The following is a 13,858-nucleotide window of genomic DNA, read 5'->3' on the forward strand; positions in this document are numbered from 1 at the left end:
CTTCCAAGCTGTATAGAACGGAAAGATAGACAGATTGAACCTAGAAATAGAGGGGGGATTCTACGAAGGGTATGAGCTGGATGCAATGGTTTTCTATGCAAATAACTATAAAATTTATGCATTGTTTGATGGTGAGTTTGGCGATGATTAAGTGTAGTGAGACGCAATTTATTTTTATAAGCTTATATGAGTTATTTTTATAATGCTGTTTGTCGTATTGAGGTAAATAGGTGATAAATATGAAGTACTATGGTGTTATTACTAATTAAGTAATTTTTATTTTAATTTTTTCGATCGATCTCAAAATTTAATAAAATGATTGTGGAAAATTTCATCTCTAATTTTTATTTTGTCATGCAATATTATTGCCAAGTAATAATCATCTTTTGTTTTCATGTCAATTTGTTAAATTAATATATTGAGTATGTAATTTCATAATGTTATAAATATTTCATTAAATTAAAACATTTAGAGTGTTTTTTAATTTATTGATTTAATTTAAGTATTTATTGAAATTTAATTGATTTTGTTAATTTTATATTCAGGTTAATATATTTTTCATTAACTTTTTTATCAGTAACTAATTAACTTCCCACAATGTGATATAAAACTAATCTTATATAAAAATAAAAAAATCATGTTGACAACGACTGCTTTGATTTATATTGTTTGTGAAAATATTACTCTGCCATTTATTAACTTATTTTCTTGTATATGCTTTTAATTTTCAGGAATGATTATATGTACATACGTCAAAAAATATTCTCAGATGGTTAGAGGACAGCTGTCATTCAAATTCTTATCTTTTAGGTGCCGATGAATGGCTCAGTATTAAATATTCATAAAGGTTAGAACATATGAAACGTGTTCTTGTAGTGTCATATTCTCAAAGTGGTCAATTGACCGAGGTGGTAAAAAGCTTAATCTCTCCCCTGCAAGAGTCTGACGAGATATACATCCGTGAAGTTGTTCTGAAACCGGTTCCGGAATTTGCGTTTCCCTGGAAGTTTTCCAAATTTGTTGATGTTTTTCCAGAAACAGTACAGTTACATCCGCCTGAGCTAGCGCCTTTGAATTTGGAAGAAGAAGAACCTTTTGATTTGGTCATATTAGGCTACCAGGTTTGGTATTTATCGCCGGCTCCTCCGATAACAGCATTTCTTAAGAGTAAAGAAGGAAAGCGTGTACTTAATGGCCGACCAGTGGTGACAGTTATTGCTTGCCGAAATATGTGGTTGATAGCTCAGGAAACTGTCAAAAGATTGTTGCATGAAAGTGGAGCGTATTTGCGCGATAACGTGGTCTTTGTTGATAAAGCAAACTTTTTTGCAACAGTATTCACAACCCCGATATGGCTAATGACAGGAAAAAGACAGCCATTTCCTAGCTTACCGCGGGCGGGTGTATCGGAGGAAGACGTTAAAGATGCCACACGTTTTGGTGACGCATTATTGGCTGCGCTCAAAACGGATAAAGAGAAAGTTGATGCTCCAATGTTGAAAGGTATGGGAGCGGCGGTTGTCGACCAAGCTTTTATTTTCGGTGAACGTGCGGCGCATCGAGGGTTTAGATTTTGGTCCGGGCTGATTTGCCGTGTAGGCAAACGAGGGATATGGGTAAGACGCTCTTTATTAGCGTTGTTTGTAACCTATTTGATATTGATGGTACTAGTTGTCTTTCCTATTTCAGTGGTTGTGCGCCGTTTGCTTGCCCCATTACTAAAAGAACGTCTTAATGAATTACAGAAATACTATGAACAACCTTCAGGTTCTGCCCGCTATGATGATAAGGAGATAAATAAGTAAATGAGTAACAACGTTTATATCACTAAAGTTTCCGCGTTTATGCCGGGAAACCCGATAGATAATAATACAATGGAATCTGTTCTTGGTTTTGTTGGCGGTCGTCCATCAAGATCTCGTCATATAGTCCTTCGCAATAATGGTATCAAATATCGCCATTATGCACTGGATCCGGAGACAGGCGAGGCAACTTATACATCTGCTCAACTAGCGGCTGAGGCAGTAAAAGGTTTGGTTGATGAACACTTCTCTTTAGACGATATGCAAATTCTGGCAGCAAGCAGTGGTACTCCTGATCAAATTATACCGGGTCATGGTCTCATGGTTCATGGCGAGCTAAAAAATAAACCATGTGAAGTTATCTCAACTTCCAGTGCTTGTGCTGCGGGTATCACAGCGATGAAATATGCTTATTTGTCCGTTCTCTCGGGAGCGACAAGTAATGCGGTTTCAACAACGTCGGAAGTACCTTCCACTGTATTGCATGCCCGCAATTTCCAGAGTGAAAACGAAGCTCGGGTTGCAGAACTGGAACGACGCCCTGAAATCGCTTTTGAAAAAGATTTTCTACGTTGGATGCTTTCTGATGGCGCCGGCGCTGCTTTACTTGAAAACAAACCTCGACCTGATGGTGTTTCATTACGAATTGATTGGATAGATATTTACTCTTTTGCTAATGAGCAAGAGACATGTATGTACTCAGGCGGAGAAAAGTTAGCAGATGGCAGTTTGAAAGGTTGGGCTCAAATGAGTCAGGCTGATTGGCTTGCCTATTCTGTTTTCTGCATCAAACAAGATGTCAGATATTTAAATGAGAGGGTCGTTAAATACACACTTACCGAACCATTGAGACGGATAGTTGCTGATCGTAACTTATCGGCAGAATCTATTGATTGGTTCTTGCCTCATTACTCATCTGAATATTTCCGCATGAAATTTGCCAAGGGTCTTGAAGATATTAATTTTGGTATTGAACAAGAGCGTTGGTTTACTAACTTAACAATGAAAGGAAATACCGGATCGGCTTCTATTTATATCATGTTGGATGAGCTTATGAAGTCGGGTAAATTGAAGAAAGATCAGCGTCTGTTATGTTTTATCCCTGAAAGTGCCAGATTCACAGGGGCATTCATGCACCTGACTGTCGTGTAAATATTTAATCTTAGTGTTAATGAAGAATGGGGAAACAACCTGTTTCCCCTCGTAATTGGTACATCTAGGAAAATACAGCGTGGAAAATTTAGAGAATCGTGTCAAAAGTGTTGTTGCAGAACAACTTGGAATACCTGAAACCCAAATTCTTAATACACAAACATTCGAGGAATTAGGTGCCGACTCGTTAGATAATGTTGAATTGATTATGGCTCTGGAAGAGCACTTCGGGATAACTATTGATGATGAAGAAGCGGAAAAAATAGTGACGATACAGAACGCCATTGATTGTATCGATTCGAAGTTGGAATCTGCTGATTAGTTTGAAGGGCTTTATTATCTTTATGAATAAAAAAAGCACATATGATTATCATGTGTGCCTTTTTTTGTTTTTGGTTAAATAGGTTATTTGAACAGATCTGCGCTGATCGTGGAGGTTCCACCACTGGATTGCCATTCACGGGTAATATGATAGTACTTAGCGCCTTTAGCCGCGGCGCGTTTAGCGACTTCATAGGAAACATCAGGCATGCTGTTGTAATAACCTGAAAAGGTGATGGAATCAAAAGGTACCATCTGAGCAGCGCTGATTTTATTTAATTCTTGGATTTTCGTACCATCAGAAAGAGTGACAGTGTAACGTTCGCCTTTAGAATATTGGGTTTCAAAGAAGCGACCAACAGAATTACTGGTTGAAGTTGAAGAGGCTAAACCAGGAATTTCTACTTTCTTAGCCGATTCGCCACCAGCCGCCAATGCAGTGCGTCCAGAATCGGAATCTGCCGGGATAACCGCTTCATCAGCCTGAATTTGGCGTTTTGGCGCATCATCTTTATAAACATAAGCGGTAACCGTCTGATTACCACCATCATTGATTGAAATCTGACGAACAATAAAGAAAGCCGCTGCGCCTTTTTTCTTGGCTTCTTTTGCAATGGCTTCCTTCAAATCGGGTTCATTGTCGTAAAAGCCGCTGATAGTGACTGTATCAAATGGTTCCAGCGTTACAGCTTCTGTTTTGGGTAATTCTTTGATGCCGCGAAACTCACGATATTTAGGTGAATTATCAATTTTCTCTGCATCTTTGTGATACAGATCTGCTACAACGCGCAGGTTGCCGCTATTATTCAGATCATCAAGGCTTTGGATATAAAACCCATCAGCACCCATTTTGTCTGCACGACGGGAAACCGCGTCGGCAGCTTCATAAATAGCATTAAAAGGGCCTGTAACCATAATACGTTTAAACGGTTTCAGCTCCGCTGCTTTCTCCGGGGATAACTCCTGAGCTGCTTGAGCAGTGGTAATACCCGTTAATGAGAATACCACTGCTGCAATCATCGTTGTTTTCAGCTTCATAAAAAATCCTTCCACCTTGCGCATTAAATAATAGTTGTAACTTGCTGAACATGGTTGTGTATCACATAGCCGATAATTATTACATGTAATAATAGCTAATGTCCCACGAATTTATGCTATCAGTATGAATGAATGCAAGTTTGTAGAATAGGGCGCCATAAGTTTTTATCAACATAGGGAGTGGTCCAGTTTAGTTAAAAGTACGATTTGCGCCGGTAATACTATTTATAGTACTACTTAATTGGTACTACTTAGTTATTTTTTTACCCATTAGCGTTCGAACATCGATAATATTTTCAGTTGGTTATTAAAATATTTGTTGATAGATTTTACTGATGGCAGTAATCAAGTTAATTTAGTCGCTAAGTTGACTGTAGCAAGCAATAATCATCATTAATCTTAGGCTTTAGGAAGGGAACATTATGCGTATTGGTGTACCGAAGGAGCGACTTGTCAATGAAGCACGTGTTGCAGCCACACCGAACACTGTGGAACACCTGCTGAAATTGGGATTTAATGTCGTTGTTGAGAGTGGAGCTGGGCGTTTAGCCAGTTTTGAAGATGGTGCTTACCAACAAGTAGGTGCTGAAATTACTGATCGTCATAATATTTGGCGTTCAGATATTATTTTAAAGGTTAATGCTCCTGAGGATGACGAAATTGCATTAATGAAGGAAGGGAGTACGTTGGTTAGTTTTGTCTGGCCAGCGCAAAACCCTGAGTTAATGCAGAAGCTATCAGACCGTAAAGTCACGGTGTTGGCGATGGATTCAGTACCGCGTATTTCCAGAGCGCAATCGTTGGATGCGTTGAGTTCTATGGCGAATATTGCCGGTTATCGCGCAATAGTCGAAGCCGCTCACGAATTTGGCCGTTTCTTTACTGGTCAGATTACTGCGGCGGGAAAAGTCCCGCCAGCCAAGGTGATGATTATTGGCGCCGGTGTTGCTGGTTTGGCTGCTGTCGGGGCCGCAGGCAGTTTAGGCGCGATTGTTCGTGCGTTTGATACTCGTCCTGAAGTTAAAGAACAAATTCAGAGCATGGGGGCGGAGTTTCTTGAGCTGAATTTTGAAGAAGAGGCCGGTAGTGGTGACGGATATGCAAAAGTGATGTCCGAAGCCTTCATTAAAGCGGAGATGGCGCTTTTTGCCGAACAGGCAAAAGAAGTTGATATCATTGTGACGACAGCCTTAATTCCTGGGAAACCCGCTCCACGTCTTATCACCAAAGAGATGGTTGAATCCATGAAGCCGGGCAGTGTGATTGTTGATCTGGCGGCTCAGACAGGCGGCAACTGCGAATTAACGCAAGCAGATAAATTGGTTGTTACTGCAAATGGTGTGAAAATTATTGGTTACACAGATTTGCCCAGCCGTTTGCCAACACAATCTTCTCAGCTTTACGGTACTAACTTGGTTAATTTACTCAAGTTATTGTGTAAAGAGAAAAATGGCGAAATCAATATTGATTTTGACGATGTTGTTATTCGTGGCGTGACAGTCGTCAAAGAGGGCGAAATTACCTGGCCTGCGCCACCCATTCAAGTTTCGGCCCAGCCGCCGGCAAAACCGGCAGCGGTTAAAGCAGAAAAGCCAGCGGCGAAACCTGTTTCACCTTGGTTGAAATATGGTTTATTGGCATTGGTTGTTATCTTATTCGGTTGGTTAGCCAATGCTGCGCCAAAAGAATTCTTATCCCACTTTACTGTTTTCGCGTTAGCTTGTGTGGTGGGTTATTACGTGGTTTGGAATGTCAGCCATGCTTTGCACACACCGTTAATGTCGGTAACTAATGCCATTTCGGGGATTATTGTCGTTGGGGCGTTATTACAAATTGGTGATGGTGGATGGGTAAGTTTCTTCTCATTTATTGCCGTTCTTATTGCCAGCATTAATATCTTCGGTGGCTTCACTGTCACTCAACGTATGCTGAAAATGTTTCGTAAGGACTAAGGGGTAACTAATGTCGAGTGGAGTCGTTACAGCAGCATATATTGTTGCCGCCGTTTTATTTATTTTCAGCCTGGCAGGGTTATCTCGTCATGAGAGTTCTAAACGCGGAAATATTTTTGGTATCACCGGAATGGCAATCGCATTGATTGCGACGATTTTCGGACCTGATACCGGAAGTGTTGTCTGGATTATTCTGGCGATGGTGATCGGTGCGGTTATTGGTATTCGTCTGGCAAATAAAGTTGAAATGACTGAAATGCCGGAATTGGTTGCTATTTTGCACAGTTTTGTTGGTTTGGCCGCCGTGCTGGTCGGTTTTAATAGCTTTATCGCTCACGATAGTTTTGCAGAACCCGTGATGGAAAATATCCATCTAACAGAGGTCTTCTTAGGGGTTTTCATTGGTGCGGTTACCTTCACCGGTTCCGTTGTGGCATTTGGTAAATTATGTGGAAAAATTTCCTCTAAGCCGTTGATGTTGCCAAATCGTCATAAATTAAACCTTGCGGCGCTTGTGATCTCCTTTGTACTGTTGATTACCTTTGTGAAAACGGAAAGTACGGGCCTGCAAGTGTTCACGTTATTGCTCATGACAGCAATCGCATTGGCGTTTGGTTGGCATTTGGTCGCTTCCATCGGTGGCGCGGATATGCCAGTGGTGGTTTCAATGCTGAACTCCTATTCGGGTTGGGCCGCAGCAGCAGCGGGTTTCATGTTGAGCAATGATTTGTTGATTGTAACGGGTGCGCTGGTTGGTTCTTCGGGGGCGATTCTCTCATACATCATGTGTAAAGCGATGAACCGCTCTTTTATCAGTGTGATTGCCGGCGGGTTTGGTACTGATGGTTCTTCAACCGGTGACGAGCAGGAGATGGGCGAGTACCGCGAAACCACAGCGGAAGAAGTGGCTGAGCTATTGAAAAATTCAACTTCTGTTATCATCACGCCGGGATACGGTATGGCGGTTGCTCAAGCGCAATATCCGGTACATGACATCACAGCTAAACTGCGGGAGAAGGGAGTCAATGTTCGCTTTGGTATTCATCCCGTTGCGGGGCGTCTGCCAGGGCATATGAATGTGCTGTTGGCAGAAGCGAAAGTGCCTTACGATGTTGTTCTGGAAATGGATGAAATCAATGATGATTTCTCTGATACCGATACTGTGTTGGTCATTGGAGCCAACGACACCGTTAACCCTGCGGCACAGGAAGATCCCAACAGCCCGATTGCGGGTATGCCCGTTCTGGAGGTTTGGAAAGCACAAAATGTTGTTGTGTTCAAACGTTCTATGAACACAGGTTACGCCGGTGTGCAAAATCCGTTGTTCTTTAAAGACAATAGCCAGATGTTGTTCGGTGATGCGAAGGCGAGCGTAGAGGCAATCCTGCGTGCACTGTGATTTTCTATTGTTTTAACTTACAGCTGTGATGGATTTACTGTCTCTTAGTCAGATTTCTTGATTAAGAGACAGAAATTACATTCGTTGTTTTACTTTATTTGCGATTCACTAGTTATTAATGCTTAAGTTAGTGCTTATAGTTGATTTCTCGCTGGTGACGGATAGCCAAAATGTAACGCGTATTACTTCCGGGAAGTTCTCTGTATAACAATATATAGCCTGTACCACCAAAAGGGATAATTAACTCAAAGAGTGGATAAATTTCTGTTGGCCGTCCAGATAAGACGTTAGATTCCAGTGCTTGGATGTGTTTGCTAATGATACTAAGTGCCGACTTCGCAGCAACTGTATCGCGTTGATATAAGAAATCAATAAGACGATTTATATCTCTTGTTGCTGCGGGAGTGACTATTACAGATGGCATTCAGGTGGCTCCTTATCCTCGCCACGTACAATCGCATCCAGCCAATTACAAAGTTCACTGCCAGTTAAATGTAAACCGGTGGCTTCATATTCTAACCAAGCGTTTTCGGCATCACGTAAAAATTGTTGTCTGGCCTCCAAAGTATCAATTTCACTTTCGATTGAACGTACCATAAGCGAATGGGCAGAAATACCTTGCGTGTCAGCCAACGCTTTAATGCGTGTTTTTAACCCTTCATCTAAGCGAAGGGTTATTGTCTGTTTCGTTTGTTTATGCATAACCTTTCTCACAATGATATCACTAGTAACACAAATGCTATCATTAGATAGCGAGCATAACAACATTTCAGGATGTAATACATCGCACGGTTATGTGAAGAGTTCTGCGTTTGTTATTTAATTTCCAGCGTATCGTACCCCCGCCAGCGATAATTCATCACTGATAAAGTCCAGAACAGAATAAAAATCCCGACAACCCAAAAACCAACATTGCCCATATTGTCATTTAATGCCCCGATAGTGTTCCAGAAAACGCCATGCAAATCCCACTGTTCAGCGATAAGCCCAAGCGCTTCCAGCCCACCGATGAACAGTGCTACAGCAACGGAAGCCGCGGTAATGGTCATGTTGTAATAGAGTTTGCGTGTCGGTTGGGAAAACGCCCAACCATAGGCACCCACCATTACAAAATTATCCAGTGAGTCGATGAGTGCCATACCGCTGGTAAATAGCGCCGGGAATACCATCAACGACCACAGAGGAAGCCCACTGAGAGAACCGGCGGCAGATATGCTTAATAGCCCAACTTCGGTAGCGGTGTCGAAACCTAATCCAAACAGAAAACCGACTAAATACATATGCCAGCTTTTGTTTACCAGTCGGAAGACTGAATGAAACAGGCGCGTCATGATCCCCCCTGGCGTTGTTTCTAGTACAGTCAAATCACTTTTAGCCAGATTTCTGCCACGTTTGATCTCCTGAAACTTCTGGTAAACGCTTTTTAATATCAACAAATTAATTAGCGCTATTGCTAGCAGAAAGCAGGCCGAAACTAAGGTACCGGCAATGCCGCCATAGTCATGAATCCAGCCCATTTGATCTTTAAACGCCATAGAAGTTAGGACGATGGCGAAGCAAGCCAGAATAACAATGGTGGAATGCCCAAGAGAAAAGAAAGCGCCGACGGCAATGGGTGATTTACCCTGTTGCATCAATTTACGGGTGACGTTATCAATGGCGGCGATATGATCAGCGTCGACCGCATGGCGCAGTCCATAACCGTAAGCCAGCAGGGCCGCCCCCATCATAACCGCATGATGACGGAAAGCGATAAATGCCCAAACCCAAGCCAGTATGTTGGCGGCAATCAAAACAACCAGAAGAGATACAGCACGTTTTTTATCCGTTAAATTATTCATATATGGAATACCTGTAAATCTGTAAATGTAAAACCCGTCTTACGGGTGATTGCTAGAAGTCCAAAAAAACAGTAAGTATTTTCTGACTTCATGACCTATAATTTTTTTACCAAGTGGGCATACTAATCAGCTTGTAATATTACCTTGGATAAATTTAAATAAGAGGTAAGAGGACTAACCTGTGTTGAAAAGAATGATCTTAATTGACATATTATGGTCTTTGTGTCAAAGATTTTTTGCTAAAAGATTATCTAAATCAATATTCGGATAGGGACAGCAGCTTTTGAATAAAGTCTGTTGGAAAAATTGTATTAAGTTATATATTGACATATAAGTTATATATTGACATAGCAGTGTGGCCGTATGGAATAACCAATGATTAGGGGGCTTTATGCAATTAACACCAAGGGAAATCGAAAAACTCATGGTATATACACTGGCTGATGTCGCATTAAAGCGTAAGTCTCGCGGTTTAAAACTCAATTATCCTGAAGCCGTTGCGATTATTACCGCGGCTGCATTGGAAGGCGCCAGAGAGGGGAAAACATTGGAAGAAGTGATGGATGATTCCAGGCATGTTCTGACTAAAGAGGATGTGATGGATGGCGTCGCTGATCTTATTCCGCATGTACAGGTTGAAGCGATATTTACTGATGGTAGTCGTTTGGTCACTGTACATGATCCCATTCAATGATTGCTGAAACAAATTGTAAATAGCAGGAAAAATTATCTAGACAAAATATTAACTTATGTCTTGACTCACGTCTTAACGTGGAGATTTTCCGATGGAAAAAAATAATAAAGAAGATGTTACTCCGTTGGGGGGGTATATTCTGGCTAAAGACCCGATCTCCTTTAATGAAGATCGTCCGGTTATTCAATTAAAAGTTCGTAATTCAGGTGATCGTCCTATTCAGGTGGGATCTCATTTCCATTTTTTTGAAGTAAATAAAGCTTTGCAATTTAATCGTGCGGCTGCGTTTGGTAAGCGACTTAATATCACAGCAACAACCGCTATCCGTTTTGAACCCGGTGATGAAATCGAGGTGTCATTAATCCCGATTGGCGGGAAACAAAACGTTTATGGATTTAATAATTTAGTCGATGGTTGGGCGGGTAAAAGTCAGGTTGCCATTGATGAGCCTGTGGAGAAAACTTGGTTACATGCCGGGTAGTAGAATCAAATAAATTCAAGGTAGAGTTGACGAACGTCGGAAAATCTTTCGAACAAAGGAATAAACTATGCCAACCATTTCCCGACAGGAATATGTAGGTCTTTTTGGTCCAACGACCGGCGATAAGATCCGCTTGGGTGATACCAATCTATTTATTGAAATTGAGAAAGATCTGCGTGGCTATGGTGATGAATCGGTCTATGGCGGAGGTAAATCGCTGCGTGATGGTATGGGTGCGGATAACCGTATGACCAGCGAAAACGTATTAGATTTGGTCATCACCAGCGTTACTATTTTAGATGCCCGACAAGGCGTCATTAAAGCGGATGTCGGCATAAAAGGGGGACGTATTGTCGGGATAGGTAAAAGTGGTAATCCTAACATGATGAATGGCGTTACCCCCGGTATGGTGGTTGGTGTTAGTACTGATGCTATATCTGGAGAGCATCTCATCCTCACGGCTGCGGGCATTGATACCCATATTCACTTTATTTCTCCTCAACAAGCTGAACATGCTTTATCCAATGGCGTGACGACTTTCTTTGGCGGTGGTGTTGGCCCCACTGACGGCACTAATGGCACCACTGTCACCGCCGGTCCGTGGCATATCCATCGCATGTTGCGTGCTTTTGAAAGTTTACCGGTTAACGTAGGTATTTTGGGAAAAGGCCATGCGGCGGCGGCTATGCCGCTGGTTGAACAGATCAAAGCGGGCGTTGTCGGCTTGAAAGTGCACGAAGACTGGGGCGCGACGAACTCTGCGTTGCGTAATGCCTTACGTGTAGCGGATGAAATGGATATCCAAGTCGCAGTGCATACTGATAGCCTGAATGAAGGCGGTTATGTTGAAGATACCATCGACGCTTTTGAAGGTCGCACCATTCACACTTTCCATACCGAAGGCGCTGGTGGCGGGCATGCGCCGGATATCATTAAAGTTGCCAGCCAGATGAATGTGTTGCCCAGCTCGACTAATCCCACACTGCCTTACGGTATCAACAGCCAAGCGGAACTGTTTGATATGATTATGGTTTGCCATAACCTTAATCCCAAAGTGCCGGCCGATGTTGCATTTTCGGAAAGCCGCGTGCGTCCAGAGACCATTGCTGCGGAGAATGTGTTGCACGATATGGGCGTATTGTCGATGTTTTCCAGTGATTCTCAGGCAATGGGGCGAGTGGGAGAAAACTGGCTGCGCGTGATGCAAACTGCTCATGCCATGAAAGCGGCGCGAGGCAAGTTGCCGGAGGACGCAGCACATAACGACAATTTCCGTGTATTACGTTACGTCGCCAAAATTACGATTAACCCGGCCATTGCTCAGGGCATAAGCCATGTGCTCGGTTCGGTTGAAGTGGGAAAAATGGCTGATCTGGTGCTGTGGGAGCCACGCTTCTTTGGCGTAAAACCTAAGTTGGTCATTAAAGGCGGTATGATTAATTGGGCGGTGATGGGGGACCCAAATGCTTCATTGCCGACGCCGCAGCCGACATTTTATCGTCCGATGTTTGGCGCATTGGGCAAAACCCTTCAGGAAACCTGCGTTACTTTTGTATCTCAGGCGGCGATGGAACTGGGGGTAAAAGAGAGCCTTGGTTTGGAACGTCAGGTTATGGCGGTGCGCAACTGCCGGGCTATCTCTAAGAAAGACATGGTGCGTAATGCTGAAACGCCCGCGATTGAAGTGGATGCAGAAACCTTTGCTGTCAAGGTGAATGGTGAATATGCCACCGTAAAACCGGTCAGGACAGTCGCGCTTAATCAGCGCTATTTCTTTAGTTAATCTATTTTTTGTTGCCGGTCAGAGAATATGTTTCTGGCCGGATTAACCGATCCATGCGTTCAGAGGATTATCTTATGATTGTTATTGAACAGATTCTTGGTAATGCCAAAAAGGATGTTTTCTGGCGAGATCGCTTGCAAGGGATCTCGCCGGATATCTTGGTGCTTTCGCAATGGGAAGCGCAAAAAAGCCGTTGTCGTAAATCTACCCTTAACGGATTGGATTTAGGTATTTCCCTTGACCGTCATCAGGTATTGTCTGATGGCGATGTTTTATTGTGGGACGAAGCTAAAGGATTGGCGGTTATTGTTCAAATGAGCTTGCGTGATGTGATGGTTATTCACCTGAAATCATTACTGTCATTAGATTTAGAGACGGTAATGAAAACCAGCTTCGAACTTGGTCATGCTTTAGGTAACCAGCATTGGAAATCAGTGATTAAAAACAACCAGATTTATATTCCGCTGACAGTCTCAACTAAAGTCATGGATTCAGTCATGAAAACCCACGGCTTTCATGCATTGCCTTACTCCTTTGTTAAAGGTGAAGAGATATTGCCTTCCCTTAACAATTCCGAAGCCCGCTTATTATTCGGTGGTGCTGAGGATTCTGCGACACATGTTCATGTCGAGAACACATTTCTGAACCAGCATGTGATCAAACTAAAATGAACGCTCTCCGCTTAATCAGAATCATGCAGTTTGCTGATTCAGTACTGCCTGTTGGCGCGTTTTCTTTTTCAAACGGTTTGGAATCGGCCATTCAGAGCAAAATCGTGTATGACGTGGCAACGTTAAGCGAGTTTACGCGTACAGCATTGTTACAGGCGGTGAGTAGTGATGGCCGCGCAGTTGTGGCTGCATGTCAGGCGTTGAATAGTGGGCAACATGATGCCGCTATCACCCATGATTGGGCGGTATTTAATCGCAAATTAAATGAAGAAAGTCGCACAATGGTTACGCGGATGGGGAAAAAATTAGCGGAGATGGCAGTTGAAGTCACTGGTGAATCGTTAATTGCATGGTGGTTAGCACAAATAAAGAGTGATATTGCCGCCGGTACCTATCCGATCACTTTGGCGGTTGTCATGAGTGCATTGGGGGCGGCGCCCCGTGAAGTGATCGTCATGCATCAATATGGCGTTGCAATGACGATACTCAGTGCGGCTATACGCCTGATGCGTGTTACCCATATAGAAATTCAACGTATCTTGTTCTCATTGAATCAAGATATCGAACTGTTTTGTGATGAGGCGGAAAAGGGAGGGATTGAACAGATGACATCTTATACGCCTATGACCGATGTTCTGGCAGCGCTGCACGTTAGCGCGTTTACCCGGCTGTTCAGTAATTAACTTGATCCTGATATCGCTTTTAACCACCTCTTAATCGTGTG

At 42.8% G+C, this 13,858-nt stretch carries 14 protein-coding genes; 10 read left to right on the forward strand and 4 right to left on the reverse strand.

Features of this window, described 5'->3' with window-relative positions:
* Positions 1–857 precede the first annotated feature (857 nt).
* The 3 genes from stlC (at position 858) to stlE (ending at position 3,276) form a co-directional block, all read left to right on the forward strand.
* Positions 858–1,805 (forward strand): stilbene biosynthesis aromatase StlC, encoded by a 948-nt coding sequence (stlC, locus tag EAE92_RS08810; RefSeq protein WP_214067810.1) that lies wholly within the window; start codon positions 858–860, stop codon positions 1,803–1,805.
* On the forward strand, positions 1,806–2,954 hold the full coding sequence (gene stlD, locus EAE92_RS08815; protein WP_065391794.1) for a beta-ketosynthase StlD: 1,149 nt from the start codon (positions 1,806–1,808) through the stop codon (positions 2,952–2,954).
* Positions 2,955–3,033: 79 nt separating this feature from the next.
* On the forward strand, positions 3,034–3,276 hold the full coding sequence (gene stlE, locus EAE92_RS08820; protein WP_065391795.1) for a stilbene biosynthesis acyl carrier protein StlE: 243 nt from the start codon (positions 3,034–3,036) through the stop codon (positions 3,274–3,276).
* Between the two features lie 83 nt (positions 3,277–3,359).
* Here the strand turns inward: stlE and ydgH are convergent, their stop codons facing one another.
* Positions 3,360–4,313: a DUF1471 family protein YdgH gene (ydgH, locus tag EAE92_RS08825; protein WP_214067811.1), complete on the reverse strand. Its 954-nt coding sequence runs from the start codon at positions 4,311–4,313 to the stop codon at positions 3,360–3,362.
* 422 nt (positions 4,314–4,735) lie between these two features.
* Here ydgH and pntA point away from each other — a divergent pair, with 422 nt between their 5' ends.
* Both pntA and pntB read left to right on the forward strand, forming a co-directional pair.
* Complete coding sequence (pntA, locus tag EAE92_RS08830) at positions 4,736–6,265, forward strand: Re/Si-specific NAD(P)(+) transhydrogenase subunit alpha (RefSeq protein WP_214067812.1); 1,530 nt, start codon at positions 4,736–4,738, stop codon at positions 6,263–6,265.
* A gap of 10 nt (positions 6,266–6,275) precedes the next feature.
* Positions 6,276–7,664, forward strand: coding sequence for a Re/Si-specific NAD(P)(+) transhydrogenase subunit beta (gene pntB / locus EAE92_RS08835; protein ID WP_040150553.1), 1,389 nt, complete (start codon positions 6,276–6,278; stop codon positions 7,662–7,664).
* A gap of 127 nt (positions 7,665–7,791) precedes the next feature.
* Here pntB and EAE92_RS08840 read toward each other — a convergent pair whose 3' ends face one another.
* From EAE92_RS08840 to EAE92_RS08850, 3 genes are all read right to left on the reverse strand, one after another.
* The gene (locus tag EAE92_RS08840; RefSeq protein WP_011146423.1) at positions 7,792–8,088 is read right to left on the reverse strand and encodes a type II toxin-antitoxin system RelE/ParE family toxin; all 297 of its coding nucleotides are present in this window, start codon (positions 8,086–8,088) and stop codon (positions 7,792–7,794) included.
* Positions 8,076–8,366, reverse strand: coding sequence for a CopG family ribbon-helix-helix protein (locus EAE92_RS08845; RefSeq protein ID WP_036806311.1), 291 nt, complete (start codon positions 8,364–8,366; stop codon positions 8,076–8,078). The genes EAE92_RS08840 and EAE92_RS08845 overlap by 13 nt, the downstream gene beginning before the upstream one ends.
* Before the next feature lie 113 nt (positions 8,367–8,479).
* The gene (locus tag EAE92_RS08850) at positions 8,480–9,505 is read right to left on the reverse strand and encodes a HoxN/HupN/NixA family nickel/cobalt transporter (protein WP_214067813.1); all 1,026 of its coding nucleotides are present in this window, start codon (positions 9,503–9,505) and stop codon (positions 8,480–8,482) included.
* A gap of 391 nt (positions 9,506–9,896) precedes the next feature.
* Between EAE92_RS08850 and EAE92_RS08855 the strand changes: the two genes are divergently transcribed.
* The 5 genes from EAE92_RS08855 (at position 9,897) to EAE92_RS08875 (ending at position 13,817) form a co-directional block, all read left to right on the forward strand.
* Positions 9,897–10,199, forward strand: a complete 303-nt coding sequence (locus EAE92_RS08855) for an urease subunit gamma (RefSeq protein ID WP_011146425.1) — start codon at positions 9,897–9,899, stop codon at positions 10,197–10,199.
* A 91-nt stretch (positions 10,200–10,290) separates the two neighbouring features.
* A complete protein-coding gene (locus tag EAE92_RS08860) occupies positions 10,291–10,680 on the forward strand; it encodes an urease subunit beta (protein WP_214067814.1) in 390 nt (129 codons plus the stop codon).
* 67 nt (positions 10,681–10,747) lie between these two features.
* Positions 10,748–12,463 carry an urease subunit alpha gene (locus tag EAE92_RS08865; protein ID WP_214067815.1) on the forward strand — a complete coding sequence of 572 codons (1,716 nt, stop codon included), beginning with the start codon at positions 10,748–10,750 and terminating at the stop codon, positions 12,461–12,463.
* 74 nt (positions 12,464–12,537) lie between these two features.
* On the forward strand, positions 12,538–13,134 hold the full coding sequence (locus EAE92_RS08870) for an urease accessory protein UreE (protein WP_046394593.1): 597 nt from the start codon (positions 12,538–12,540) through the stop codon (positions 13,132–13,134).
* Positions 13,131–13,817 carry an urease accessory protein UreF gene (locus tag EAE92_RS08875; RefSeq protein WP_214067816.1) on the forward strand — a complete coding sequence of 229 codons (687 nt, stop codon included), beginning with the start codon at positions 13,131–13,133 and terminating at the stop codon, positions 13,815–13,817. The genes EAE92_RS08870 and EAE92_RS08875 overlap by 4 nt, the downstream gene beginning before the upstream one ends.
* Positions 13,818–13,858: the final 41 nt, after the last annotated feature.

Origin of the sequence: Photorhabdus hainanensis (assembly GCF_018448965.1) — a bacterium.
Taxonomy (GTDB): domain Bacteria; phylum Pseudomonadota; class Gammaproteobacteria; order Enterobacterales; family Enterobacteriaceae; genus Photorhabdus; species Photorhabdus akhurstii.

Excerpts from the sequence above, each read along its gene's own strand:
- stlC (WP_214067810.1), top strand. The coding sequence starts at position 858 with ATGAAACGTGTTCTTGTAGTGTCATATTCTCAAAGTGGTCAATTGACC.
- stlD (WP_065391794.1), top strand. The coding sequence starts at position 1,806 with ATGAGTAACAACGTTTATATCACTAAAGTTTCCGCGTTTATGCCGGGA.
- ydgH (WP_214067811.1), bottom strand. The coding sequence starts at position 4,313 with ATGAAGCTGAAAACAACGATGATTGCAGCAGTGGTATTCTCATTAACG.
- pntA (WP_214067812.1), top strand. The coding sequence starts at position 4,736 with ATGCGTATTGGTGTACCGAAGGAGCGACTTGTCAATGAAGCACGTGTT.
- pntB (WP_040150553.1), top strand. The coding sequence starts at position 6,276 with ATGTCGAGTGGAGTCGTTACAGCAGCATATATTGTTGCCGCCGTTTTA.
- EAE92_RS08840 (WP_011146423.1), bottom strand. The coding sequence starts at position 8,088 with ATGCCATCTGTAATAGTCACTCCCGCAGCAACAAGAGATATAAATCGT.
- EAE92_RS08845 (WP_036806311.1), bottom strand. The coding sequence starts at position 8,366 with ATGCATAAACAAACGAAACAGACAATAACCCTTCGCTTAGATGAAGGG.
- EAE92_RS08850 (WP_214067813.1), bottom strand. The coding sequence starts at position 9,505 with ATGAATAATTTAACGGATAAAAAACGTGCTGTATCTCTTCTGGTTGTT.
- EAE92_RS08855 (WP_011146425.1), top strand. The coding sequence starts at position 9,897 with ATGCAATTAACACCAAGGGAAATCGAAAAACTCATGGTATATACACTG.
- EAE92_RS08860 (WP_214067814.1), top strand. The coding sequence starts at position 10,291 with ATGGAAAAAAATAATAAAGAAGATGTTACTCCGTTGGGGGGGTATATT.
- EAE92_RS08865 (WP_214067815.1), top strand. The coding sequence starts at position 10,748 with ATGCCAACCATTTCCCGACAGGAATATGTAGGTCTTTTTGGTCCAACG.
- EAE92_RS08870 (WP_046394593.1), top strand. The coding sequence starts at position 12,538 with ATGATTGTTATTGAACAGATTCTTGGTAATGCCAAAAAGGATGTTTTC.
- EAE92_RS08875 (WP_214067816.1), top strand. The coding sequence starts at position 13,131 with ATGAACGCTCTCCGCTTAATCAGAATCATGCAGTTTGCTGATTCAGTA.